This is a genomic window from Kribbella sindirgiensis (assembly GCF_004331435.1).
Lineage (GTDB): Bacteria > Actinomycetota > Actinomycetes > Propionibacteriales > Kribbellaceae > Kribbella > Kribbella sindirgiensis.
In genome coordinates, this window is record NZ_SJKA01000012.1 from 1 (window position 1) to 25,409 (window position 25,409).

A 25,409-nucleotide genomic window follows, 5' to 3' on the forward strand; every position below is an offset into this window, starting at 1 on the left:
GGTCCCGACCACCGTCCCGGTCGCCGACCTCGACTTCGCCGAACAAGAACTCGTCCGCCTCGCCCGCCACCTGGCCCCCGCCGATCTGCGCAAGGCCGCCGAGCAGTCTCGCGACATCCTCGACACCGACGGCCCCGAACCCGACGAACACAAAGCCGCCGCCCGCGAAACCCTCACCCTCAAAGCTGCCGACCACGGCGTGAAGTTCACCGGGTACCTGGCCAACGACAACGCCGAACTCTTCCGCACCCTGATCACCACCGGCGCCCGCCCGCACAAGACCCTCGACGGCGAGCCTGACCCGCGCTCCCGCGAGAAGCGCCAAGCCGACGCCCTCACCACCACCCTGACCCTGGCCGCGACCGCCCTCGACGCAGGCACCCCGTCTCCCACGATGCCGCGCCCTACCAGCAAACCAGCCAACCCCACGAAGCCCAGCACCCCGGAGACCAGCACCCTGGAGGACGACTCGACCGGGACGGGTTCTACGGCGACCGGTTCTACGGTGACCGGTTCTACGGCGACCGGTTCTACGGAGGACGATTCGCTGGCGACCGGCCACCAGCCTGGAGTGGTCGCTGGCTCGGGTGGTGGTGTGGGCGGTGTGTGTGGTGATGTGGTGCCTGGGTTCGGGGCGAAGGCGAATCTGACGGTCACCATCGACTTCGAGGACTTGAAGGCGGCGACCGCGGACGCGATCGGGCAGACCGTGTACAGCAACGGGCTGTCCGCGGCGACGATCCGGCGGCTGGCGTGTGACGCCAAGGTGATCCCGGTCGTGCTCGGCTCGAACTCCGAACCCTTGGACGTCGGCCGCTGCGAACGACTGGTCACCCGGGCGATGCGCCGTGCGCTGAACACCCGCGACCGCGGCTGCGTCATCTGCGGAGCGCCACCGGTGATGTGCGATGCGCATCATGTGATCTCGTGGATCGACGGAGGTGAAACGAAGATCTCCAACCTCGTGCTCTTGTGCCGCCGCCACCACACCGACCTGCACCACGGCCACTGGACCGTCACCATCACCAACGGCCAAGTCCACGTCGCCAGACCCACCTGGGCCGACCCACCACCCCACCCTCCACACAAACCACCAGCCCACACACCCCGGACACCCGAGCCGCCAGGAGAGTGTCCCGCGCAGTCGGGTCCACCGGACAACCCATCCCGGGCACACCAGCCATCGGGCGAACGTCTCACGCCGTCGGGTCCATCGGACAACGCATCCCGGGCACACCAGCCGCCGGGTGAACGTCTCATACCCTCGGGTCCATCGGACGGCGACCCGGCACCCCGATCCTCAACCCCAGCAGACGATCCGTGGGGTGAAACCGACACGCCCGCCGTACCAGCAGCCGGCGCATCGGGCGTCCGGGCCAGCCGCTGGCAGGCCGACGAGTCGACGCGGGCGGAAGCCGCCCGGTTCGCGGTCTGGGGCGAGCGCACCACAAACGACGCCGACACCGGCCCGCCGTCCTTCGCCACGATCTGACCACACTGGCTCGCCCTCCGCCACGATCTGACCCGCGCCGGGCCGGCCGAACCCCGAGCCGGATCGGACGGCGGAGACGGGGTCGCCTCGCCGGGCCGCGGATCGTCTGAGTCGACTCGGCCTCGGCCGGCTGGAGGCTCGGCTCGGCTCGGCTCCGCTTCCGCAGCAGCATGATCGCGTCCAGGGTCAGTCACTGCCGGTGATGGATGGTCACGGAGCGGATCGCCAAGGAGTCAAGCCCAGCAACTTTCCAGAGCAGGAAAGAGCATGCCTGTGCGGTTGGAACCCCGGCCGGGCAACTGGCCGCGTGCTCGATGAAAGCGATTTGAAAGCGGGATCGGGAACCCTGAGTCGACTGTGAACGCCGAACGGGCTCAGGAGGCACCGAGAAATGGCTGGTCAGCGATGGGACATGAGTCAGGGAGCGTTCGACCAGGCGGCCAAGGGCACCGCCGGGCGAGCGCAGGACCTGGGCGGACTGGTCAAGCAGCTCGTCGACGCCGCCGCGCCGCTGGAGGGCAAGTTCGGCGGTGAGGGCAAGAAGCAGTTCGACGCCTTCAAGCAGAACGTCGACGGCATCGCCGCGAGCCTGAACGCGGGGATGGCGCACCTGGCCGTCGGCCAGAGCGGCGTCGGGAGCGCGATGAACACCGCGCAGAACGAGCAGGTGACCACGGCCAAGCAGAACATGGGCAGCGCCGAGGGTCAGTCCGACGCCGCCCGCCGGTTCAGCGGCCGCTGACGCACGCATCGAGGAGAGCTTGGGGACATGAACGAGCGCAACAGTTACGACATCGGCGCCTCCGAAGAGGTACAGACCCGGATCACGCAGCTGTCGGGTCAGATCAACTCGCTGATCGGACAGCACGAGCGGTCCGTGCAGGCGCTGCTGTCCGACGCGTCGATGACGAACGTGACCGAGGAGTACCGCGGGATCGAGTCGCAGTTCAGCAAGGCGGCCGAGGACGTCCGGGCGATCATCAAGCTGCTGACCGACACGTTGCAGGCCAACGACCGGACCGCGGAGGCCGCGCTGAAGAAGGCCAGCTCCGCCGTCAACCAGATCCCGCACTGACCGAGGGGCCATGACGGACTGGGACATCGACCCGGAAGGGGTCAGCCGGGTACTGCAGGCGACGTACGACGAGGCTCTGAAGCTCGAGACGTACGCCGGGAACTACACCTCGTACCTGCAGGGCGCGGCCGGTAACGCCGGCGGCATGATCGCCGACGCGCTGAACGGGTTCGCGATCGCCTACAACGGGTCGTTCAACGCGATCGCGGCGCAGATCATCGCGTCGATGACCGGGGCCAAGGACGCCACGATCGCCTACCTGGAAGGGCATCAGGAGATGGCGCTGACCGCGGCGCGGAACGCGAACGGCGTGTTCGACCGCGAGCACGAGGTCGCCGAACGCAAGTCGGAGGAGCAGATGAAGACGCGGGAGGCCGAGCGCCCGGAGCCCGAGGCTCCCTCCACGGGGCACGGCAAGATCGAGAGGTCCGACAAGCTCGACCGTATCGGCGGGGAAGAAGAGGGCCCGACCGAGCCGTACACCGGTACCGGGGGCAAGTCGACGGTGGACTCCGGCACGACCCCGGGCGGAGCGGCCTGATGCCACTGGTCAACCCCGACGGTCTGCCGGACCTGATCCCCGGCAACCTCGATTACGTCGAGTCCAACGGCAGGAACCTGTCGGACGTCGGGCAGTTCATCACCGACACCGGCGCGGCGGTCAGCCGGAGCTTCTGGCAGTTGCAGGGCGTGTACGTCGCGCCGGAGGCGTACCAGCTGATGTGCACGATCAACCCGGCGTACAACGAATGTGCCCGGGTCGGGAATGCGATCACAGACGTCGGCGACGCGATCCAGTCCTACGTGCGGGAGGTCCGGCCGCTGCACGACCGGCTCGAGCGCGTCAAGCAGGAGGCGTACACGTTCCTCGACGTGATCGAGCGGGAGGTCACCGCCGACGGCGAGGACTGGAACGACCATGAGGGCATCATTGCCGACAACAACCGGTTGGGCGAGACGATGAGCAACCTCGTCCTCGCGATCCTCGAGTGTCAGGTCCGGTGCGCCAACAGGATCGAGGCGGTGTACGGCGGCGCGGGCTGGAACCCGGAGACGTTCGACCGGAACTGGCAGCCCGGTATGCCGATGCGGGTCGGCCCCAAGGTGCTCGTCCACAACGAGGACCCGGTCTACCCGGCGTGGGGCGGGTACGAGGAGTGGGACAAGCCCTGGATCATGGACGTCGGCGACTTCGCGGTCGACGTGGTGGACGCGCTGACGGTGATGTTCGGCATCCAGTGGGTCGCCCGCGAGTTGGGCGTCGAGTCGATGTTCGGGCATCCGCCGGCCGACATGTACCAGACGTTCGACGCCTGGGGCGAGGCCGCGCTGGATTTCGTGTCGCTGCTGCACGCCATTCCGGGGGTCGGCGACGCGATCGATCTCGTCACGCCGGAGAGCTTCGGCAAGGATATGGATGCCCGGTTCAACTCCCAGATCGACGACATCCGCGAGGACTGGGACTCCGGCAACCAGGCGCGCGCGGTGGCCGGCGTACTCGGGTTCGTTCCTGGGGTCGGCAAGTTGGCGACGCTCGCGACGAAGGTGGGCAAGGTCGCCGGGCTGGCCGGCAAGGTGCCGCTGATCGGCAAGATCGCCGACCACGCCGGCTCTTACCTGGACTTCAAGGCCGACATCCGCGCCGGCGCGATCCGCGGCGCCACCAAACTCCCGGTCCTGGGCGACGTCCTGAAAGGCATCTCCCACATCCCGATCCTCGGCGAGACAGTCCGCATAGAACGCGGCATCCCCCTCAGCAAAACCCTCACCCCCGAACTACCCGAAGTCCACATCCCCGACCCCAACCACCCAACCCACCCAGTCGATCCCCGCAACCCGATCGATCCCCGCAACCCGGTCGACCCGCGCCAGACGATCGACCCACGTGTGCCGGTCGACCCGCGCCATCCGGTGGACCCGCGCGAGCCGATCGACCCCCGTCACCCGGTGGATCCACGTCAGACGGTCGACCCGCGCCACCCGATCGATCCGCGCCAGACCATCGACCCGCGGCACCCCGTCGACCCGCGCAACCCGGTGGATCCGCGCCACCCAGTCGACCCGCGCCACCCGATCGACCCACGCGTGACGGTCGACCCCCGCCAACTCGTCGACCCGCGCCAGACCGTCGACCCCCGCCAGACCATCGACCCGCGCCACCCCGTCGACCCTCGCAACCCAGGTGATCCGCGCAACCCGGTTGACCCGCGGGAGAAGGTGGAGCCGCGCCAGCCGGTCGATTCGCGGGAGAAGGTGGAGCCGCGTCAGCCGGTGGACTCACGGCACCCGGTTGACCCGCGCCAGCCGGTTGACCCGCGTAACCCAGTCGATCCCCGTCACCCGGTTGATCCGCGGCAGACGGTGGATCCGCGCCACACCGGCGACCCAGGCCGGGTCGACTCGAAGGAACGGCCCGACGGCCGCCACGAGCCGGAACGCCGCCGCCCGAACGAACCGCGCCGGCCCGGCGAACCCGAGCAGCCCGGCACCCCCGAGCAAACCGGCACCCCCGAGCAAACCGGCACCCCCGAGCAAACCGGCAGGCCCGAGCAAACCGGCAGGCCCGAGCAAACCGGCAGGCCCGAGCAGACCCGCACGCCCGAGTCGCCCGGCCGCGAGCGTACGCCGACCCCGATCGGCAGCCCGACCCCAATCCCCACCGGCAGAGTCGACCCACCCGGATCGGGCACCCGCCACGGCAGCGACGTACCGTCCACCCGCCCCGGCGACAGCTCGGACCCCACCCACTCGAACGACGACACCAAACCCAACCGAACCAAACGCCGCCCCGAAACCCCCACCACCCGCGAACACCAACGCCCGGACCACCCGGACCGTCCCGCCCGCCCGGACCGCACCGACCGACCGACCCGCACGGACCACACCGATCGACCGACCCAGCCGGACCACACGGATCGGCCGGAGCACGCGGATCGGCCGGACCACGCGTCGGAGCCGGGGAAGCGTGCGCATCCTGAGCCTGCTCCGTTTGCTCCGGTTGCTGCGGCGGCCGGTGCCGACACCGGGCGGTTGGCTCGCGCCGGGCAGAGCGGGTCGCCGACGAACGACCCGCACCACCGCGACCACGAAGGCGACCGGAACGCCGACCACCAAGGCCACCGGACCGTCGACCACGATGGCGACCAAAGCATTGAGCGCAACGTCGGGGACGGTGTGCCCGACAGTGCGGTGCGGTTCATCGGTGAGCGGGTGCGGAGGTTCTACCAGCACCCGGGCGCCAAGGTCGAGTTGCTGGATAGCGGAAGCCCGCGGTACGAGGCGTTCGCCGAACAGGCCCGCCGCGAACTGGCCTCCGGCAACCTGACAGAGCGTCAGAGCAAGGGCCGCGAGTACCTGTCCGAGGCCCTCGACGGATCGCATCCGCACGTAGTGGTCGCCAGCGTCGGCGGCCGGATCGCGTCGGCGATCTCGCTCGACGTACGGCACGGTGAAGTGCAGCTGAGCAAACTAGGCAGCGCCCACAACGGTACGCGCGGCGCGGCGACCGCGGTCGAGCACTTCGTCGCGCGCTATGCGGCTGACAACGGCGGCCTGGCGGTCACGTCGGAGATGCCGCTCGCCGACGCCCACGACTTCCACCACAAGATCGGCCGCCGTACCGACCGGTTCCCCGGCAGCGGCCTGTCCGAGTGGTCGCCGTCCGACGTTCAGCAGATCGCGCGGCAGGCGGAGTCGATGTTCGACCGCGAGACGCTGGATCTGGTACGCCGGGACTTCGCGGACCTGCACGCGCGCCGTACGGCGGGTTCGCCGTCCGGGATCGATCCGGGCGCGACCGCGCACCGGCTGTCGCACGCGGCCGACGAGTTCCGCCGCGCGGGCGGCCGCGTCGAGGTCGTCGAGAACGACACCACGACCGACGCGCACGTCGATCTCGGCGACGGCGACGGCGTCAACGTGCCGTCGAAGGGCCGGACCTTCGTCTCGTACGACCGGCACGGCCGCCCGACGTCGGTGCTGACGATCCGGGACACGCCAACGCACGTGGAGATCGAGGGCCTCCGGCTCGGCGGAACGCCGACGCCCGGTTCGGTGGAGGCCGGCGTACGCGAGCTGGTCCGGCACGCGTCCCGGAGCGGTCTGGACATCCGCGGCCGGTTGCCTGGAGACGCCGGTACGGCGCTCGGCAGGGCTCTCGGGACGGAACACGGCCGCGTGCCGACGGAGGGCCTGCCGAACCGCTCCGCAACAGAAATCACCCACCACCTACCCGAAGGAGACCGCCCCCCAGTACACGTAGTCCAGGAAGGCGGCACAGTCGGCCACGCCCCCACCCAAACTCACGCCGACCCGGCGGGCGCCAGCCAATCGAGTGCTGCGGGTGCAGCCGCTGGCGGACATGTGGTCGTCGCGGAGTCTGCGGTGAAGTCGGCCAAGGGCGCCACCAAGGAGTTCGCCGAGGCGGTCGCGTCTGGGACGCCCGACCACGACGGCCCGAGCGGTAGCGGACGCGGCGAGCACGACCGCACGCCGCGGGACGACGCGGATGGTACGCACGGCGTGGACGAACGGCCGGTGGACGGCGAGCACTTGGGACATGAGGAAGACACCGGGGGACTGGAGGAGATCGGACGCAGGCTCTCGGGCGACGACGACTCAAGCACACGTCCAACCGACGACGGTCGGCCCGACCGTGCGCGTCAGTCGGAGGAGGCTGAGCGTCCGCGGGGGCGTGAGCAGGCGGAGCGGCGTGAGCCTGTTGGGCGGTCGGGTGATGGCGGGGACCTGGGGGCGATTGGGCGTCGGCTGCTGGGGGAAGACGAGGGGCGGCGTTCGCAGGGGCGTGCGGACGGTGCGGACAGGGCTGGGCGGCGTGACGACCGTGGAGGGGACTCCGGGGAGCGGCGGGGCGAGCCGGACATTCAGCGAGCTGCCAAGTGGCGGGCCGGTGATGAGAAGTTGATCGAGTCGTTGCGGTCGGACAAGCAGCGGACCGGAGCGCCGGGAGAACCGCGATCGGGAGTTCGGCCGGTGTTGTGGGAGAACCCGGACTCGGACGGGGTCAAGCAGCGGCGGCTGGCCGACGCCGTACCGGATGATCGGCTCGATCGGATCGACACCGTTGACGATTGGGGATCGAAGCTCGACGCCGGGTCGGACGAGGACCTCTCGACGCGGACTGCCTGTGCCGAACGGCTCCGGGCCTTCCTCAACATCCTGTTCGGCAAGGAGCCGCGGCTGGCCGCGGGCAACGCGTTCCGAACGGGGGAGTCCCGTGCGGAGATCTGGGAGTGGTTCGGCGGCCGGCCGGCGTGGCGCGAGTATGACCCGGCGCTCGGCACCCCGGACGCTTTCACCGCTGACACGTACGCGCGACTGGAGCGGTCGATGCGGGGGAGCCCGCCAGGGACCGTGGCGTACGTGGGCGTCGATTGGTACGACGGCAGCAGCCACGCGTTCGGCGGGTTCATCGACCGACGCGGGCGGCTGCGGTGGTGGGACGCGAACCAGCGGTTGTACGACGGACACGCGCCGGTCACCGGTCCGTGGCCGCCGCGGACGCAGGCGATTCGCGGAGCCGAGGTGGCGATGCGGCGCCCGGACGGGCGGTGGCTGACGCCGGGTCCGGACGGGCGCTGGGGCGAACTCCGGCCGCTACCCGCCGAGGCGGATCTGATCGACTTCCGCTATCCGCGCGCCGACCACCCGGTCGACCCCGGACGCACCCCGCAGTCCGGCGATCCCATCGGAGCGCCCGGTCACGAGGCCGACAAGTTGCCAGAGGCAACTTCCGGTGAGATCGGACGACTGGGGCGGAACGACTTCCGGGCCGCGACGTCGGACGGCGGCTCGCCCGTGGTGCTGCTGACGGCGCGCGAGGCGGTCGGTCCCGATGCCCGGGGCCGGCACATCCCGGCGGACGTCGTGGACCGCCTGGTCCCGCCGGAGGCGGAGGTGAACGCGGAGGCCTGGCAGCGGATGGGCGACGAGTGGGATCGGTGGATCGGTTCCGGGTACGAGGTCCGCGCCGAGTTCGCGCCGTCGCAACCCGGCGCCGGACCGGGCCGGCTGAGGGTGCTGTACGAGATCGTGGATCCGCGGACCGGCCGTACGGTCGGGCACGTCGGGCGTGCTGTCTTCGACCACACCGGTAGCGCCGTGCTCCTGCCGCTGGATGGCCCGGTCGAGAGGTTCGGGGACAGGGTCACGCCGACGCCGATCCGCGAACTGCCGCCCGACGACGGTCGTCCGATTCCCCAGGTCCATGAACGGAACGCTCGGCGCAAGGACTTCGCGAAGCTGTTCCCGGAGCTCGTCGACGTGAATCCGGATCGACCGGGGCTGCCGCGGAGATCCAGCTGGACGAACTGTGAGGGCTCGGTCATCGCGGCCGAGCTGACCTTGCGGGGCCACCCGTCGTCGGCGGTGATGGCCGACCCGGACGAACTCGGCGGTCACTACACGGAGCGCATGCCGGAGCGGATCGGTCTGCCGTCCGCGAGGTTCCGCACAGTCCGGGACTTTCGCGAGGTCGCCCGGGAGATCTACCTGGCCGGCGACGGAGCCCGTGGAGCGGTGGCGGGTATCCGCTCGTTCCTGGGGGTTCCGACGTCAGGCCACGTGTTCCTGGTGGTCAACCGGCACGGTCGGGTGTACTTCGTCGACCCGCAACATCGCACCTGGGCGCGGCTGGAGCGGTTCAGCGGCGGGCTCAAGTTCCTGCGGACGAACTACGGAAGCAACGAAGGACGGCGGGGTTGACATGAGGCTGACCGACGCGCGCGCAGCGGCGGCGACGTTCCTGGAGAGCATCGAGCCGCCGGGTGAACCGTTGCGATTGGCAACCGATGACGAGCACGTGGCGGATGTCGGCTGGGCCTGGGTGTTTGCCTGGTCGACGGCGCAGTGGTTCGACACCGGTGAGGGACATCCACCCCTGGGCGGCGGCCCGATCGTGGTGGTGAAGTCGACCCGCGACACGTGGATGCTCGGCAGCGCGACGCCGTACGAAGAGCAACTGAAGGTCTATGCGGCCGAACGCGGGTTGGAGCACACGGATCCCGGGGCCGAGGCAGCGACCGAGCTCGCCGCCTGGCTGACCGCCCAGGGGCCGGTGACAGTGACCCCGGCCGACCTGGCGACCTGGCGCCGGCGCGACGTCGGGGACTGGTGGTTGTTCGAGATGCCTGGAATCACCGACACGATGTTCCTGGTCGGCGAGGCGGTGGTGTACGAGTTCCACCCGAGCCGGATGTCCGTCGACGAAGCGCTGGCCGCGGCCGGCGGGACGGGGTGACGGACCGTGCCACGGGAGTACAACAACCAGATCATCGAGTCCGTGAGCGTACGGCGGCAGCGGCTGCGGGACGCCGCGCTGTTCGGGGCCGACCGGGCCCGGCACAGCCTGGACGAGGGCGTCGGCAAGTTGTTCGCCAGTGTCGCGCTGGCCGCGGTGATCTGCGCCGGGTGCGTCGGCTGGTCGTTCATCGATCGCGAACTGGCCAAGGAGAAGCAACAGAACCAGCCGACCCAAACCGTGGCCCCGAGCCCGTCACCAACAGCAACATCAACCACCAAACGTCCGACGGCGAGTCCGTCCAGAACGCGCTGAGCGCCAGCAGTCCCCGGAAGGAGATCCCCGTGTCTACCCTCGTGCACCGCCCGGCGCGGAGCACCCGGCATCTCGGCGAGCAGCCGCCGAAGGTGATCGAGGCGCCGCCGACGCTCGGCCAGGCCGGCGGTGGTGGCGGGCCGATGCAGGCCCTGCTGCCGATCACCGGCGTCCTCGGCTCGGTCGGCATGATGGCGGTGACGCGGAGCACCTTGTTCATGGTGGTGGGCGCGGCGATGCTCGTGGCCACGCTCGCGGGCGTTCTCGGGTCGGCGATGTCGCAGCGCGGTCGCGCCGGCCGGGACCGGCGGAAGCAGCGCGAGCGGTACCTCGACTACCTGGAACGCCTGCGCGACGAGTTCGCCAAGACCGAGCGGACGGTACGGTCCGAGGCCGGTCTTCTGGACCCGCCGAGCGATGCGTTGGTCGACTGCGCACGTGACCCGGCGCGGCTCTGGGAACGCCGCCGTACCGACTCGGATTTCCTCAAGGTCCGCTGCGGTACCGGCCGGATCCCGGTCGGTCCGGCGACCGTGGCGCAGAACCCGGGCGCGACCATGGATCCGCCCGATCCGTTCATGATGGCGGAAGCGCAGGCCGTCGTACGCCGTTTCGCGCTGATGCCGGAGATGCCCCTCACGGTGCCGATGGACCAGGTCGGCAACGTCAGCATCGTCGGCGATCGGGACGGCGTGGTGAATGTGGCCCGGTCGCTCCTGCTGCAGCTGGCGGTGTTCCACGCGCCGGAGGATGTCGAGCTGGCGGCGTGTTTCCCGCCCGCGGCGATGCAGGACTGGCAGTGGCTGAGCTGGTTGCCGCATGTGCTGGATCCGGAGCGTCAGGACGGCCCGCACCCGTTCCGCAGGATCGCGCCGTCACCGGCCGAGCTGGCAGGCCTGATCGCGGACGATCTGGCGGAGCGGACGAAGTGGGCGAGTGAGGCCCGGCGCGGGTCGATGGGGCAGCAGGACAGCCGACGGTTGACCCAGCGTCTCCTGGTGCTCCACGACACCTACGGGCAGGTCAGTGCCGAGGTGCGCGCACAGGGCGAGAGCCATGACACTCCGGCACTCGGTCTGACTGTTCTGCACCTGGTCGCCGATCGAACCCAGGAACCCAGCAACGTCGCGGTCCGGATCTCGGTCCAGGGTGACGAGGTGGTGGTCGAGGATCTCCGGAGCGGTCAGCCGCTGGTCGCCACCGGCCAGCCCGACCGTACGACGGCTGCCGTCGCCGAGGGGATCGCCCGCAGGCTGGCGCCGCTGCGGCTGTCGAAGGAGTCCGCCGAGGAGGACGCGTACACGTCCGATATCGACGTGATGGGCATGCTCGGCATCGACGACCCGGGCCACCTCGACCGGGCGCGGATGTGGTCCGCCCGCAACGAGCGCAATTTCCTGCGGGTTCCGATCGGTCTCGACCAGGCCGGCGCCCCGGTGATGCTGGACCTGAAAGAGTCCGCCCAGCTCGGGATGGGCCCGCACGGTCTGTGCGTCGGCGCGACCGGGTCCGGGAAGTCCGAGCTGCTGCGCACGCTGGTACTCGGCCTGCTCGCCACGCACAGCCCGGAGGACCTGGCGATGGTCCTCATCGACTACAAGGGCGGCGCGACGTTCGCCCCGTTCGAGGGCGTACCGCATGTTGCCGGGATCATCACGAACCTGGTCGACGACCCGACCATGACCGAACGGGCGTACGCCAGCCTGTCCGGTGAGGTCCAGCGCCGGCAGCGGGTACTGCGGGATGCCGGGAACATCGCGAACATCACCGATTACCGCCTGCTCCGCCAGCAGCGGCCCGAACTGGATCCGCTGCCGCACCTGTTCGTGATCATCGACGAGTTCGGCGAACTGCTGACCGTACGGCCGGACTTCATCGACCTGTTCTTGTCGATCGGCCGGATCGGGCGGTCGATCGGCGTCCATCTGCTGCTGTCCAGCCAGCGGATCGAGAGCGGACAGTTGCGCGGGCTGGAGACCTACCTGTCGTACCGGCTGGGGCTTCGCACGTTCTCCGAGGACGAGAGCCGTTCGGTGCTCGACACCACCGACGCCTTCCACCTGCCGCCGCTGCCGGGGTTCGGCTACCTCAAGGTGGACGTGTCGGTGTACCAGCGGTTCAAGGCGGCGTACGTCTCCGGACCGTACACCGGCCGGATCAACCGCGAGCCGGAGAAACCGGGCCCGGTGGTCCGGCCGTACCTGCTGACGCCATACCAGCAGGACCTCGGAGGGCTCGCGCCGGCGACCGACGACGAGGACGGCGCCACCGAGCGAACGACCGGCCCGACAGTGCTCGACATGTTCGTCGGCCAGGTCAAACCGGCGGCCAAGAAGGTGAATCAGATCTGGCTGCCGCCGCTGCCGGTGGCCTGCACGCTGGACCAGCTCGCGGGTGATCCGCGGCCAGGTCCGCGAGGTTTGCAGTTCCCGGCCGGGTCGCCGCAGCTGGCACCGCCGATCGGGGTGCTCGACGACCCGCGCAGGCAGCGGCAGGAAGTGCTGCGGCTCGACCTGACCGCTGCCGGCGGGCACTGCGCGCTGATCGGCGGTCCGCAGTCCGGCAAGACCACCACGATCCGGACAATCGTGACCGCGCTCGCCCACAGCCACACCCCGGCCGAGGTGGCGATCTACGGACTCGACCTGGCCGGCGGCGGGTTGCAGCCGTTGCGTGATCTGCCGCATGTCGGAGGGATTGCGATCCGTACCGACCGGAACCGGCTGCGGCGAACGCTCGAGGAGATCCGGGGGATGATCGACCACCGCGAACGCGTGTTCCGCGACCGCGGGATCGACACGATGGAGACCCTGCGCGAACTGCACGGCGCGGGCGAGGTTCCCGAGCTGCCCTGCGCGGACGTCGTGCTGCTGGTCGACAACTTCGGCGCGATCCGGACGCAGTTCGACGAGATCGACGAACCGATCGCGGACATCCTGCAGCGCGGCAGCGGGTACGGCGTTCACGTCATAGCGGCGATGCTGCGCTGGAACGACGTACGGATGCAGCTGCAGTCGCTGTTCGGCACGGTACTGGAGCTGCGGCTGAACGATCCGTCCGACTCCATGATCGACACGCGCCTGCAGAAGACCATGCGCAGTGCGCGGCCCGGCCGGATGCTCACGCCGCAGGGCAAGCTGTTCGCTCAGGTCGCGTTGCCGCGGGTCGACGGCCGGGTCGACGACGACCGTCTCAGCCAGGTCCTCGAGTCGCAGTCGGTCGCGATCAGGTCCGCCTGGAGCGGCGCGCTCGCCCCGCAGGTCAGGGTGCTGCCGTTCCAGGTCGGGCGCCGGGCGCTGCCGAGCTCGGTGACCGAACCGGAGCGGGTACCGATCGGCCTGGACGAGGCCGGGCTGGCGCCGGTCCTGCTCGACCTGTCCGGCGACGACGGCAACTTGGTTGCCTTTGGCGACAACGAGTGCGGCAAGACGAACCTGCTCCGGCTGGTGATGCAGCAGCTCGCCGACCGGTACGCCGCGTCGTCGGAGCTGGTGTTCGGGGTGATGGATCCCCGGCGCTCGCTGACCGACGTGGTGAAGTCGCTGCCCGAGGACTACATCGGCGGCCACGCCACGAACATTCGGCAGGCGGCCGGTCTGGCGAGCGCGATCGCCGAGGAACTGGAGCGGCGGATGCCCGACGACTCCGGTACGCCGGCCGGCTCCGGACCGCGGATCGTGGTCGTGGTCGACGACTACGACCTGCTCACCACCGGCGGTCAGTCGCCGCTCGAGCCGTTGCTGCCGTACGTCGCGTCCGGTCGCGATCTGAACCTGCATTTCGTCGTCGTACGGCGTGCCTCGGGCGCGTCCCGTTCGCTGTACGAACCGTTCCTGCAGGCCGTCCTCGAGTCCGGGTGCGCCGGGCTGGTGATGGCGGGCGATCGGGGCGAGGGCCAGATCTTCACCGGTGCCCGGCCGGGCAGCTACCCGGCCGGCCGGGGACTGTTCGTCCGGCGCGGGGACAGCCCCGTACTGATCCAAACAGCGCTTGCCGACGCCACTGGCCAGCTAGGAGGACCTTCATGACGTACGACGTGGTAGCGCTGCTGGAGCGGATGCCGTCCGACGAGGATGTACTGGCGTCGCTCGCGGCCACCGGTACCGAGCATCGCGTCCGGGCAGTGTCGGGCGGCATGGTGATCCAGCTCTGCGACGAGCAGGAGGTCCCACTGGTGTCGATCGACACCCCGATGTACATCCAGGTGCCGGGCGAGCCGATGCGGCAGTTCGGGGCCGCGTACGCCGACGTACCGACGCCGACCTGGTGGGTGGAGATCCGCGCCGCGGCGCACGACGCCGGCTCGCGGTTGGCGTGGCGGTACGCCGAGGAACTGGTCGTGCGGACCGGCGGCCGGATCTGGGCACCACCCCCTGCAGCTCAGAACGGAGCCGAGCATGCCTAACGCTCTGGACTACAGCCCCGGCCTGGATCTCGTCACCGACGAGGTGGCGGTCATGATGCAGGACCGTCCTGTGGTCGGCCTGTCCGCGTGGCTGCTGGACGCGGTGGCTGCCGCCGAGCGCGAGGGTCGCGGCGTTCAGCTGGTCACGCCCGCCGGCGTCCGGCTCAGCTATCCGGCGCGGACCCGCCTGTTCTCGGGCCGGAACACCCGCTGGGTCGTGCAGGCCGTCGGCGGTGCCGAGGCGTACGACGGGCTGACCGGGGCGAAACTCAGCTGGGACGGGAAGAAGTTCGCCCCGGTCACCGGTCCCGACGGCCGTGGAGAACTGGCCGCCGCGTGGACAGCCGATCCGGAGCGGCTCGATGTCCGGGCGAACCTTCAGGTGCTCGCGCGTGTGCGCTACCCGGCGCTGGACAGCACACTCGTTGGCCGGGCCACCGAATTGCTGTTCACCGAGCTGGCCGGCGGGCCGCCGATCGGCTGGGGCACCGAGGAGCCGGTGAACCGTCCGTGGAACGCCGAGGCCGGCGCGTCGCTGACGGCGTACTGCCACCGGCGGTCTCCGAGGCCGTCGCTGCTCACCGTTGTCGGTGCGGCGACCGATGGAGTCCTGCCCGCGACGGGATCCGCGGTGATCAACAGTCGGCCCGCCGGCATCGAGGAGACAGTGATGCTCGCGGTCGCGCAGCCAGGACTCGAACCGCCCGACGCTGACAAGGTCCGGGACGTGATCGGGCGGCTCGCCGAAGAGGTGGAGCTGGTGACAGTGCTCGTCAGCGCGGCGGGCGCGGCCGCCGACACCACGTCGTACCCGCACTTCACCGGATTCCCCGGGCCGATCGGTCTCGCGATCGGTCCGCAGGAAGCGCGGATCGGCACGGCGACCCAGTCGGTGCCGATCGGACCGGCCTCTCGTCCGGCGGCCTGGTACGGGCTCGGCGACGGCACGCGGATGCCGGACTGGGAACGACTCGGTGACCTCCTGCGCGGCGTCATCGCCGGTACCGAAAGCGAAGGATGAGTTCATGGGCGCGACGTACAGCAGGGTGACGGTGGTCGGTCGGCGGCGGCGGATGGACGCCGTACTGCCGGTCGACGAGCCGCTCGGGAAGCTGTTGCCGGACCTGATGCAGATGCTGGACGAGCCGGTGGAACGGTGGCCGCGACGCAGGTTCCTGACCACCGTCAGCGGAGAGCAGGTGGCACCGGAGTACAGCCTGGCCAGTGCGCGGCTCGGCGACGGCGCGGTGCTCCGGCTGATGGCCGAGGGCGAGCTGCCGCCGGCGCCGACGGTGTACGACATCACCGAGGAGACGGTCGACGACCTGGATCGGCGGGCGACCGCGTTCCAGCCCAGGCACCGCCGGGCCCTGGCCGGTGCCGCGTTGGTGGTGAGTGTGCTGGCGGGCGTGATCGCGCTGGTCACGCAGGCGGAATCGGACCTGGCGCTGTTCCTCCTTCTCGTGCTCACCACGCTGACCGGCTTCGTCGGTGTTGTGCTCGGCCGCTATCAGCGACCGGTGGTCGGTATCCCGTTGCTTTCGATCGCCACCGGATGCCTCGCGATCGGTCTGGTGGTCTGGGCGATCGCCGGCGGCTGGTCGGTGCCGATGGCGTACGCCGCCGGCGCGGCCGGGGTAGGGATTGGCGCCGTACTGTTCGCCGGGGCCGGACTGGCCCGCGGCGGCGTGCTCGGCGGCTCGGTCACCGTGGCGTTCGCCGTGTGCTGGATCGGTGGGGTGCGGCTCGGCATCGACGCGGATCGGGTCGGTGTGGTGGCCGGCGCGTTGTCCGTGCTGGTGCTCGGGCTGCTGCCGCGGATCGGGCTCGCGATGTCGGGGCTGACCGCGCTCGACGACCGGCGGGCGCAGGGCGTGGAGGTCCAGCGCACCGACGTCCATGCGGCGATCAACGCGGCGCATCTCGGAATCGCGCTGGCCACGGTTCCGGTCGCGATGTCGTCGGTGGCGTCGGCTGTCGTGATGCTGCGGACCTGGAACGGCTGGTCGATCAGTGTCGCGGTGCTGCTGGCGTTTCTGCTCGCGTCCCGGGCGCGTCTGTACCCGCTGCTGACCGAGGTCGCGGTCCTCTGTGCGGCGGCGCTGAGCATCATGCTGGTGCTCACGTTCGTCCTGTCCACCAAGGAAGCCGGAGGCGCGCTGATCGCCGTCGGACTCCTCGTCGTGGTCGGCATGGTCGCCGCCTTCGGCATGCGCCCGGAGTCTCCTCAGCACCTCCAGGCCCGCGCCGCCCAACTCCTCGACGCGATCGAAGTCGCCGCCATGATCGCCTTCGTGCCACTCGCCTTCGGAGTCTTCGACCTGTATGCGAAACTTCTGAACGTCGCCTAACCAGGGCGTCCGAGAACAGGAGGTTCCTGCAGTGAGTGGTGCTGCGGGCGTGCTCCTTGGCGGGGCCTGTCACGCGGGTGGCGCCAGGTGCGCTTGCGGGCGATGGTCCCGCTGGTGATCGCCGCCGCTTGTACGGCGCCGCTCGGCGCCTGGTTCTCCAATGTCCTGCCCGAGCCGATGCTGATGGTGGTGATGGGCGGACTCCGCGTGCGCGCGGTCAGCCGGTTGCCGGGGGAGGAGACACCTTCCGGGTGCTGCGGACAGGGAATATCAGGTGCAAGCCCACCAGAACCTGTCTCACGGTCCGCAGTTCAGAGGGCTTAGAGGTCTGTGAAGCCCAAGCGTGCCGATCCGGTGAAGGTTGCTGTGGGGGACTCGAGGAGGTCGAGTTCGAGTACGACGAGGGTGTTGGTGCCCTGCTCCAGGAGAGGTGCCGGCACGTAGAGGGTTTCCTGGGGGCCGCGGCGCCAGTAACGGCCTAGGCAGAAGCCGTTGATCCAGGCGATGCCCTTGCCCCAGGCATCGGTTCGCAGGAACAGGTCGGACTCGCCGTCGGTCTCGAACGTCGCGCGCCACGCGGTCGGCCCGATGCCGAGCGCGGACGGGGTCGGGCCGGCGCAGTGCCACAGCTGCGGGACCCTGTCGAGGTCGATCCCGCACGCGGTCCAGCCGGTGAGTTCCTCGGTGCCGACGCGGACCGGGCCGATGAGGCCCTTGGACTCGCCGATGCGGGGTCCGTAGTTGACCCGGCCCTGGTCCTCGACGACGAGCTCGAGCCGTCCGCGGGTGTGGGGGAGCATGATCGCGCGCTCGTGGCGTTCGCGTTCCAGGACGCCGACCGGTGCGCCGTCCAGGAACACCTGTACGCGGTCGCGGACCTCGCCGAACGTCAGCATGGCCGGTCCGCCGTGCCGCAGCTCGGTCCGGAAGATCGCGAGCCGTACGTCCAGGTCGTCGAGCGTCGGCGGTTCCTGATGCTCCGACCACGTTCCACCGGAGCCCTGGAGGAGCGCGACCGGATCGGACAGCGCGACGGTGAACTCCGGCGCGGCCGGCTTCGACGCCGGCACGGTGTCCGGCACCGGCGCGTACCGCGAGATCACCTCACGGAACGCGTGGAACTTCTCCGTCGGGTTCCCCGCCTCGTCGAGCGGTGCGTCGTAGTCGTACGACGTGATGGTCGGGCGGTACACGCCCTTGTCGTTGGCTCCGCTCGACAGTCCGAAGTTCGTACCACCGTGGAACATGTAGATGTTGACCGACGCCCCGGCCGCGAGCAACGCATCGAGCTCCGCCGCCGCATCGCTCGCCGACGTCGTGTGGTGGCGTCCGCCCCAGTAGTCGAACCATCCGTCCCAGAACTCCATGCACATCAAGGGCCCGGTCGGCTGGTGCTTCCGCAGGGTCTCGAGCCGCGTGGTGACCCGGGAACCGAACGACGCGGTCCGCAGTACGCCGTCCAGCCCGCCCGCGGCCAGCATCGCGTCCGTCGGCTGATCGACGGTGACGAGCGGAACGGTGGTACCGGCGTTCCGGATGACCTCGGCGATCGCCTTCAAGTAGGTCTGGTCGTTCCCGAACGCGCCGTACTCGTTCTCGACCTGCACGAGCAGTACCGGTCCGCCCTGGTCGATCTGCAGCGGCCGGACGATCTCCAGCACATCCCGCAGGTACTGCGTGACCGCGGACATGAACGCCGGCTCGTACCGGCGTACCCCTGCACTGCCGTCGCGGAACAGCCAGGCCGGGAGCCCGCCGTTGTCGAGCTCCGCGCAGATGTACGGCCCGGGACGCACGATCGCGTACAGTCCGGCGGACTGGACCTCGCGGAGGAACCGCCCGAGATCGAGCATCCCGGAGGTGTCGAAGACGCCGGGGCGCGGGCTGTGCAGGTTCCACGGGACGTAGGTCTCGATGGTGTTGAGCCCCATCAGCCGTGCCTTCTCGATCCGGTCCGCCCAGCAGTCCGGGTGCATCCGGAAGTAGTGCAGGGCACCGGAGATGATCTGCAACGGGCGGCCGTCCAGGACGAAGTCGGACTCACCGATGGCGAAGTCAGGCATGGGCTCTCATCTCTTGTTTACGTAAACATTCTCGACGATAACCGGACTCGCGGGCGGCTGTCCACCCGGACTCAGCGGCGGGTACGGCGGCGCTTGCGGGGTGCCGCCGTGCTCTGCCGGACGATGAGCGGGGCGGCCACCGTTCCGTGGTACCCGGTCAGCTGCTCCCGCCCGCCGAGCTGTCGCATGATGACCTCGACGAGGTCGTGACCGATCTGGTGGAACTCCTGCCGGACCGTCGTCAGCGGCGGCCAGAGGTGCCTGGCGAGGTCGACGTCGTCGAATCCGACGACACTCACGTCGTCCGGCACCCGGCGGCCGGCCTCGTGCAGTGCGTGGATCAGGCCGGCTGCCATCTCGTCGTTGGCCGCGAAGACCGCGGTGACGTCGTCGCGTTGCGCGATCTCGCTCCCGATCGCATAGCCCGCATCCGCGGACCAGTCACCGCCGAACGGCTCCGGGACCTCGCGTCCCGCATCGACCAGGGTCTGCCGCCAGGCGGTCGCCCGGAGGTCCGCTGGGCCGGAGTCGGCCGGCCCTGCGATGTGGTGCACGGTCGCGTGCCCCAGATCCAGCAGGTGCTGGACCGCGGCGCGACTGCCGCCGACCTGATCGGCGCCGACCGCCGGATGGTGCCCGATGAACCGCGAGTCGGACACCGCAACCGGCAGCGTCGGCGGCAGCGACAGCGCCGCCGGGGTCGCGGTCTCGGCCCGGATGATGATCAAGCCGTCGATCGCCTGGTGGCTGAGGTGCTGCACGGCCTCGCTGACGTCGCTCGAGGACGGACTCTCGACGTCGACCAGGCTGACCGAGTACCCCTCCCGCCGGGCGGCCTCGATCACCGCCTCGATGGTCTTCGACTCACCGGTCCGGATGACCTGGTGCGCGATCAGGCCGATCGACCGGAAGTTGCCTCGGCGCAGCGCCCGCGCGGCGAGGTTCGGGGCGTACCCGAGTTGCCGCATCGCGTCGAGGACCCGGTCCCGGGTCTCGGCCTTGACCGGCTCCGAGCCGGTCGAGACCCGGGAAACGGTCTGCGCCGATACACCGGCCAGCCGCGCGACGTCGCCGATCGACGGTCCCGACTTCGGGTGTCCCTTGACCCCGCGGCGCGCGCCCCTGACCTCACTCGACATGGCCTCAGCATAGGGTGACGCGCCCGAGGTCCTAGCTGTCGCGGGCGACCATCAGCCAGCTGACCTGGATGTCGGGGGAGCGGGTCGGCGCGATCGACACCGTGATCTTGCCGTCGGCACCGACCGCGATCCCGCCGTACGACGCCGCGACGCCGGTCGCGGTGAACAGGCGCTGCTGGTCGACGACGGACCCGTTGACGGTCACCTCGGCCGCACGGTTGGCCCACGGCCACGGGTCGTAGTACCCCGCGTGGACCGTGTACGTGCCCGGCTCGAGGCCTTCGAACGTGTAGACCAGCGGCTCGTGGTCCTTGGCGTACCGCAGCGTGGTGTAGAGGTCGCCGGTACCGGCCGGAGCGCTCGAACCCGTGTATCCCCAGTGCGTGCCCGTGCCGGGATCAGTCCCCAGCGGCTGTTCCGGTGCCGAGTTGAGCAGTGGCTGTTGGGTCGACGCGAGCTGGGTCAGACGTGTCCAATCGGGCGTGGCAGTCCCGCCGGCGTTCACGGCGTACCGCAGACCGTGCGGCACGACCACGACCGAGCGAGAGAACGTCCTGCCGTCCGCGAGCGTCCCGCGCAGGGTCGCCGGTCCCGCTTGCGCGATGCTCGACGGGTCCCAGGTGACGGCGACCTGCTGCGATCCGCGAGCGGTCGTCACCGTGACGGCGGACGGCAGCGCGCTCGTGTCGTTCAGCCAAACGGTGTCCGGGATCGTGCTCGTGACGGTCCAGCGGGTGTAGGGCGTCAGGTCGCTCAGCGTCCACTCGGTATCCGGGCCGATGGTGAGTGCACCGCCTTCGCCGAAGCTCATCGGCATCCAGACGTACGGCGCGTTCGCGAGATCGTTGGGGGTCCACCGGTCGCCCATGAAGACGAACTTGTTGTGCTTCTGGTCGACCGGAATCACGTTGGTGCTCTGCGACCGGTACGTGGTCGCCGCGCCGTCCCCGGAGATCGGGGACCCGCGGTCGGTGAACTGGCCCAGGATGTTCTGCGAGGTCGCGTAGCGCGCCGGGTTCGGGTCCCAGCCGGTGGCTCCCGACGTCACCAGGTAGTAGGTGCCGTCCGACTTGAACATGGCCGGCGCCTCACGCTGGTTGCACGCGAGGGTCCGGGTGAAGTCCTTGCCCGGTACGGCGTTCTCCGGCGCCGCTGACAGGTACGTGTACGACCTGTTCAGCTTGGAGACGTACATCGTCCGGTTCTCCTCGGACGAGTAGATGATGTACGCCGTACCGTCGTCGTCCACGAACAGGTTCATGTCCCGCGCCATCCCGCCGGCCGGGTCGAACGCGGACGACGTACCGCACCACGGCACCGAGTCGCTCGGCACCCGGTTCAGGCGGTACGAGTCGATCCAGCGGAACGGGCCCTTCGGCGAGTCCGCGATCGCCACCCCGGCCTCGGCGCGGGCGTACGTCGACGTACCGGTCGGTGACGACGGGCCGTCGGAGTGCACCCACATCACCCACTTGCCGGTGCTCTTGTTGTAGATCACCTTGGGGCGTTCGAGGATCGACGGTCGCGCCCAGCCGTCGGTGCGGACGCTGTTGGTGGACAGGTCGCGCCAGACGACGTCCTTCTGCGCGGGCGTGTACTTCTTGTAGAGCTTGGCGAAGTACGGGTCGTTCGCGAACTGGTCGGGGGAGTTCATCGCACGGAGCGCGAGGCCCTCGTCCTTCCAGTTGTAGAGGTCGTACGACGAGTACAGGTGCACACCCGGGCTGTCGTAGTAGCCGTTGCTGCGATCCTCGCCGTACCAGTAGTAGATGCGCCGGCCGTCCTCGTCCTTCGACGGCACGACCTGCCCGCCGTGGGCCTGAACGACCTTGCCGCTGGTGTCCAGCCAGGGCTCGCCTGGGCGGAACGAGGTGTACGCCGACGGCTCGACGGAGTTTGCCGGGGACGCCGGCAGACCAAACACGACCGCGGCGAGCACCACGGCCCCAGCAGCTCTTCGTTTCATAGACGCTGACCTCCGGGCGGGGAGAATGTTTACGTAAACAGAATGAGCTCCCTGATTAGAGCGCGCCACTCGTCCGACGTCAAGAGCCCACCCGCCCATTAGTCTGTTGTAATGATTGCAATAGTGGTCGCGGCGGTGTTCTTCGCCGGCATGGGGATCTACGGGCTCGTCCTGCCCGCGGCGCTGGTGCGACCGTTCGGGATCGTGGCGTCGGGGCCGGACGCGCGCAACGAAGTGCGTGCGGTGTACGGCGGATTCGGGCTCGCGATCGCCGGGCTACTGGTCGCCGCGGCGTTCGACGACGGGATCCGGCGCGGAGCGGTGATCGCGGTCGCGGTCGCGCTGGGCGGCATGGCCGCGGGCCGGCTGATCGGCGCCGTGCGCGACCGCCCGCGGGCCTTCTATCCGTCGTGGTTCTACTTCTGTGTGGAGGTCGTCCTCGGTGGCGTGCTGTGGTTCGCGGTGAGTTGAGCGGTGCCTTGGCTTACCAGCCGGGGAGCACCAGCGCGGCCCAGACGAGCAATGGACCGGCCGCGACCACGATCACGCTGTAGCTGAGGATCTGGCGGTAGTACACGGGTTCGGCGATCGTGTCCGGGCGGTTCGCGAGGATCAGCGCGCCGTTGGTGGAGAACGGGCTGACGTCGACGATCGTCGACGCGATCGCGAGCGCGGCGACGAAGAGACCGGCGCTGATCCCGCCGTGGCCGATCAGCGGTACGGCGATCGGGATGATCACCGGCAGCAGCGCGGTCGACGACGCGAACGCCGACACGACACCACCGACGTAGCACAGGACGAGCGCCCCGATCACAGCCGCTCCGAGCCCGGCGGCCCACGTGCCGACGAACTGCGGCGCACCGGACTCGGTGAGAATCGCGGCGTACGTGCTGACGCCCGCGACCAGCAGCACTGTCGGCCAGGCCACCTGCTTGATCGCGTCCTTGTGCTCGGTCGGCGACAGGATCGCCAGCAGTACGGCGGCGGTGATCGCGACGAACCCGATGTTCTTGTCGAACACGAGCGCCACCACGGCCACGCCGACGAAGGCGATCAGCGTCAGCAGCTGATCCCGGCGTACCCCGCGAGTGAGCGTCCCGACCGGGGCCGAGCCGCCGCCGGGGTGCAGGTCTTCGGTGCCGTCGTCGTCGAGGTCGGCGCGCTGGTGTATCAGTTTCCGGCCGCCGAAGACGATGAACAGGATCGTCGCCATCACCAGGTTGACGACGAGGCTGGACAGGAAGACCGTCAGCTCACTGGACGGCAGCTGGGCGTCCTCCATCACCGAGTTGGTGATCGTGCCGTAGATGCTGATCGGCGAGAACCCGCCGCCCTGCGCGCCGTGCACGACGAACATGCCCATCATCAGCGGGTTGATCTGGTACCGCGCGGCGAAGCCGAGCGCGATCGGACCGATGATCGCGCACGCGGCCGGACTGGCGGCGCCGATCGCGGTCAGTACGGCGGTGACCGTGAACATCACCCACGGAATCAGCGCGACCCGGCCGCCGACGGCCCGGACCGCACTGGCGACGATCAGGTCGACGGTGCCGTTGTTCTTCGCGATCGCGAACAGATAGGTGACACCGATCAGCGTGAGGATCAGGTCGCCGCTGACGCCGGCCAGGATCTCCTTCTCACTGAGGTGCAACGAGTAGACGCCGACCAGCCACGCCGCGACGTACGCGAGCGCGCCCATGTTGATCGGCAGGACCGTACCGACGACGAACAGTGCGACGAGCGCCAGGATCGCAACCCACTCTGGTCCCATGACGAGTCCTTCTTCCGGGGCGGGGGACGCGCAGTGGCCTAGCCAATAGCCCAATGGGCCACTTGTCAATAAGGTACTGACATGGAGTCGCCGCCTGCTCGTCCCGTACCGCCACGACCGGTCCCGCGGTCCCGCCTGTACGAGCAGGTCGCCGACCAGATCAGCACCTGGATCATCGAGAACGACCTCTTGCCGGGCGATCGGCTGCCACCGGAGCGTGAGCTGGCGCAGCGCCTCGGCGTGAGCCGGGCGACGCTGAGCCAGGCGTTGGTCGCGCTCGAGGTGATCGGTGCGGTCATGGTTCGGCACGGCGACGGTACGGTGTTGACCGACCGGGCCCGGACCGCGCCGGTGATGGAAGCGATCCGCGCGCACGCCGACCGCTTGCCCGAGATCATCGAGGCCCGCGACGCGCTCGAGTCGAAACTGGCCGCGCTGGCGGCGTCCCGTCGTACCGATGGCGACCTGACCGCGATCCGGTCCGCGCTGGAGACGATGGAGCGTGACATCGAGGCGGGCGGCCGGGGCGTCGAGGGCGACGAGGCCTTCCACGGAGCGGTGACCGCGGCGGCGCGATCGGGGTTGCTGGCGAAGATGATGACCGCCATTCACGACCTGATCCGGGAGACCAGGCTGGAGTCGTTGTCCCAGCCCGGCCGGCCGCGCGAGTCGCTCGCCGGCCATCGGAAGGTCGCGGACGCGATCGCCGCGGGCGATCCGGACGCCGCCGCGCTGGCCACGCACGAGCACGTGATGCTGGTGTCCGACGTCGCGTTGCTGCGGGACAGGACGTGAACGGGGTCGAGCATCTGGCGATCGTCGCGGCCGGACTCGGAGCCGGTGTGCTCACGTCCACCGTCGGCGTCGCGTCGCTGATCAGCTTCCCGGCGCTGATCGCGCTGGGGATCCCTCCGGTTGTGGCGAACGCCTCGAACACGATCGGCCTCCTGCCCGGCGCGCTCAGCGGTTCGTTCGGGTACCGCCGCGAGCTGCGCGAGGTCTCCCGGCCCACGACGATCGCCGTCGTACTGACCTGTGCGATCGGCGCGATCGGCGGCGCCGTACTGCTGCTCGCCCTGCCGCCAGGCGTGTTCGCTGCGGCGGCGCCGTGGCTGATCCTCTTCACCTGCTTGATCGTCGGCGTCCAGCCGTGGATCTCCCGGTGGCTGCGTTCCCGGCACGACGAACCGCAGGCGACGCGGACGACGATGACACCGGCGACGACGTTCTTCGCCGCGCTGACCGGCGTGTACGGCGGGTACTTCGGCGCGGGTGCGGGCGTGATGATGATGGCGGTGCTCGGCCTCGGCCTGGACCTCGAACTGCGCGTCGTCAACGCCCTCAAAACCCTGTCCCTGCTGGCCGCGAACCTCGTGGCCAGTGTCATCTTCGTCTTCATCGCCGACCTGAACCCGACCGCGATCGTGCTGCTCGCGATCGGGTCCGTGGCCGGTGGGTACGTCGGCTCGCACATCGGCCGCCGACTGCCGAGCGGCCTGCTCCGCGTCCTGATCGTGGTGGCGGGCATCACCGCGGCCGTCTTGATGCTGCGTTGATTTTTGCGTTGATTCTTG

Annotated in this window: 18 protein-coding genes; 14 read left to right on the forward strand and 4 right to left on the reverse strand. The window is 69.8% G+C overall.

What is annotated here, in order from left to right; all coding sequences use genetic code 11:
* The 11 genes from E0H50_RS28995 to E0H50_RS29045 all read left to right on the forward strand — a co-directional run.
* Positions 1–1,492: HNH endonuclease (locus E0H50_RS28995; RefSeq protein WP_131293714.1), on the forward strand; the 1,492-nt coding region annotated here is incomplete at its 5' end.
* Positions 1,493–1,904: 412 nt separating this feature from the next.
* On the forward strand, positions 1,905–2,234 hold the full coding sequence (locus E0H50_RS29000) for a hypothetical protein (RefSeq protein WP_131293715.1): 330 nt from the start codon (positions 1,905–1,907) through the stop codon (positions 2,232–2,234).
* Between the two features lie 27 nt (positions 2,235–2,261).
* Positions 2,262–2,567 (forward strand): hypothetical protein, encoded by a 306-nt coding sequence (locus E0H50_RS29005; RefSeq protein ID WP_131293716.1) that lies wholly within the window; start codon positions 2,262–2,264, stop codon positions 2,565–2,567.
* A gap of 10 nt (positions 2,568–2,577) precedes the next feature.
* Positions 2,578–3,108: a DUF6507 family protein gene (locus E0H50_RS29010; protein ID WP_131293717.1), complete on the forward strand. Its 531-nt coding sequence runs from the start codon at positions 2,578–2,580 to the stop codon at positions 3,106–3,108.
* Positions 3,108–9,290: a toxin glutamine deamidase domain-containing protein gene (locus E0H50_RS44275; RefSeq protein WP_131293718.1), complete on the forward strand. Its 6,183-nt coding sequence runs from the start codon at positions 3,108–3,110 to the stop codon at positions 9,288–9,290. Before E0H50_RS29010 ends, E0H50_RS44275 begins: the two co-directional genes overlap by 1 nt.
* 1 nt (position 9,291) lies before the next feature.
* Positions 9,292–9,825 (forward strand): YrhB domain-containing protein, encoded by a 534-nt coding sequence (locus E0H50_RS29020; RefSeq protein WP_131293719.1) that lies wholly within the window; start codon positions 9,292–9,294, stop codon positions 9,823–9,825.
* A 6-nt stretch (positions 9,826–9,831) separates the two neighbouring features.
* Positions 9,832–10,140 carry a hypothetical protein gene (locus tag E0H50_RS29025; RefSeq protein ID WP_131293720.1) on the forward strand — a complete coding sequence of 103 codons (309 nt, stop codon included), beginning with the start codon at positions 9,832–9,834 and terminating at the stop codon, positions 10,138–10,140.
* 29 nt (positions 10,141–10,169) lie between these two features.
* Positions 10,170–14,168, forward strand: coding sequence for a type VII secretion protein EccCa (eccCa, locus tag E0H50_RS29030; protein WP_131293721.1), 3,999 nt, complete (start codon positions 10,170–10,172; stop codon positions 14,166–14,168).
* The gene (locus tag E0H50_RS29035; protein WP_131293722.1) at positions 14,165–14,545 is read left to right on the forward strand and encodes a hypothetical protein; all 381 of its coding nucleotides are present in this window, start codon (positions 14,165–14,167) and stop codon (positions 14,543–14,545) included. The genes eccCa and E0H50_RS29035 overlap by 4 nt, the downstream gene beginning before the upstream one ends.
* Positions 14,538–15,566 (forward strand): DUF6177 family protein, encoded by a 1,029-nt coding sequence (locus E0H50_RS29040; protein WP_131293723.1) that lies wholly within the window; start codon positions 14,538–14,540, stop codon positions 15,564–15,566. Before E0H50_RS29035 ends, E0H50_RS29040 begins: the two co-directional genes overlap by 8 nt.
* Before the next feature lie 4 nt (positions 15,567–15,570).
* Positions 15,571–16,896: an EsaB/YukD family protein gene (locus tag E0H50_RS29045; RefSeq protein ID WP_131293724.1), complete on the forward strand. Its 1,326-nt coding sequence runs from the start codon at positions 15,571–15,573 to the stop codon at positions 16,894–16,896.
* Positions 16,897–17,216: 320 nt separating this feature from the next.
* Here the strand turns inward: E0H50_RS29045 and E0H50_RS29050 are convergent, their stop codons facing one another.
* From E0H50_RS29050 to E0H50_RS29060, 3 genes are all read right to left on the reverse strand, one after another.
* Positions 17,217–18,959: a glycoside hydrolase family 35 protein gene (locus E0H50_RS29050; RefSeq protein WP_131293725.1), complete on the reverse strand. Its 1,743-nt coding sequence runs from the start codon at positions 18,957–18,959 to the stop codon at positions 17,217–17,219.
* A gap of 71 nt (positions 18,960–19,030) precedes the next feature.
* Entirely contained in the window at positions 19,031–20,098 is a 1,068-nt protein-coding gene (locus E0H50_RS29055) for a LacI family DNA-binding transcriptional regulator (protein WP_131293726.1), read from the reverse strand.
* Positions 20,099–20,129: 31 nt separating this feature from the next.
* Positions 20,130–22,064, reverse strand: coding sequence for a family 43 glycosylhydrolase (locus E0H50_RS29060; protein ID WP_165547334.1), 1,935 nt, complete (start codon positions 22,062–22,064; stop codon positions 20,130–20,132).
* Between the two features lie 111 nt (positions 22,065–22,175).
* On the opposite strand from E0H50_RS29060, the gene E0H50_RS29065 reads away from it, so the two are divergent.
* Positions 22,176–22,535 carry a DUF4345 domain-containing protein gene (locus tag E0H50_RS29065; RefSeq protein WP_131293728.1) on the forward strand — a complete coding sequence of 120 codons (360 nt, stop codon included), beginning with the start codon at positions 22,176–22,178 and terminating at the stop codon, positions 22,533–22,535.
* Between the two features lie 13 nt (positions 22,536–22,548).
* Here E0H50_RS29065 and E0H50_RS29070 read toward each other — a convergent pair whose 3' ends face one another.
* Positions 22,549–23,835: an SLC13 family permease gene (locus E0H50_RS29070; RefSeq protein ID WP_131293729.1), complete on the reverse strand. Its 1,287-nt coding sequence runs from the start codon at positions 23,833–23,835 to the stop codon at positions 22,549–22,551.
* 81 nt (positions 23,836–23,916) lie between these two features.
* Here E0H50_RS29070 and E0H50_RS29075 point away from each other — a divergent pair, with 81 nt between their 5' ends.
* Positions 23,917–24,630 (forward strand): FadR/GntR family transcriptional regulator, encoded by a 714-nt coding sequence (locus E0H50_RS29075; protein ID WP_131293730.1) that lies wholly within the window; start codon positions 23,917–23,919, stop codon positions 24,628–24,630.
* Positions 24,627–25,391 carry a sulfite exporter TauE/SafE family protein gene (locus E0H50_RS29080; protein WP_131293731.1) on the forward strand — a complete coding sequence of 255 codons (765 nt, stop codon included), beginning with the start codon at positions 24,627–24,629 and terminating at the stop codon, positions 25,389–25,391. Before E0H50_RS29075 ends, E0H50_RS29080 begins: the two co-directional genes overlap by 4 nt.
* Positions 25,392–25,409 lie beyond the last annotated feature (18 nt).

Excerpts from the sequence above, each read along its gene's own strand:
- E0H50_RS29005 (WP_131293716.1), top strand. The coding sequence starts at position 2,262 with ATGAACGAGCGCAACAGTTACGACATCGGCGCCTCCGAAGAGGTACAG.
- E0H50_RS29075 (WP_131293730.1), top strand. The coding sequence starts at position 23,917 with ATGGAGTCGCCGCCTGCTCGTCCCGTACCGCCACGACCGGTCCCGCGG.
- E0H50_RS29040 (WP_131293723.1), top strand. The coding sequence starts at position 14,538 with ATGCCTAACGCTCTGGACTACAGCCCCGGCCTGGATCTCGTCACCGAC.
- E0H50_RS29000 (WP_131293715.1), top strand. The coding sequence starts at position 1,905 with ATGAGTCAGGGAGCGTTCGACCAGGCGGCCAAGGGCACCGCCGGGCGA.
- E0H50_RS29065 (WP_131293728.1), top strand. The coding sequence starts at position 22,176 with ATGATTGCAATAGTGGTCGCGGCGGTGTTCTTCGCCGGCATGGGGATC.
- E0H50_RS29020 (WP_131293719.1), top strand. The coding sequence starts at position 9,292 with ATGAGGCTGACCGACGCGCGCGCAGCGGCGGCGACGTTCCTGGAGAGC.
- E0H50_RS29050 (WP_131293725.1), bottom strand. The coding sequence starts at position 18,959 with ATGCCTGACTTCGCCATCGGTGAGTCCGACTTCGTCCTGGACGGCCGC.
- E0H50_RS29055 (WP_131293726.1), bottom strand. The coding sequence starts at position 20,098 with ATGTCGAGTGAGGTCAGGGGCGCGCGCCGCGGGGTCAAGGGACACCCG.
- E0H50_RS44275 (WP_131293718.1), top strand. The coding sequence starts at position 3,108 with ATGCCACTGGTCAACCCCGACGGTCTGCCGGACCTGATCCCCGGCAAC.
- E0H50_RS29045 (WP_131293724.1), top strand. The coding sequence starts at position 15,571 with ATGGGCGCGACGTACAGCAGGGTGACGGTGGTCGGTCGGCGGCGGCGG.
- E0H50_RS29035 (WP_131293722.1), top strand. The coding sequence starts at position 14,165 with ATGACGTACGACGTGGTAGCGCTGCTGGAGCGGATGCCGTCCGACGAG.
- E0H50_RS29070 (WP_131293729.1), bottom strand. The coding sequence starts at position 23,835 with ATGGGACCAGAGTGGGTTGCGATCCTGGCGCTCGTCGCACTGTTCGTC.
- E0H50_RS29060 (WP_165547334.1), bottom strand. The coding sequence starts at position 22,064 with ATGAAACGAAGAGCTGCTGGGGCCGTGGTGCTCGCCGCGGTCGTGTTT.
- E0H50_RS29010 (WP_131293717.1), top strand. The coding sequence starts at position 2,578 with ATGACGGACTGGGACATCGACCCGGAAGGGGTCAGCCGGGTACTGCAG.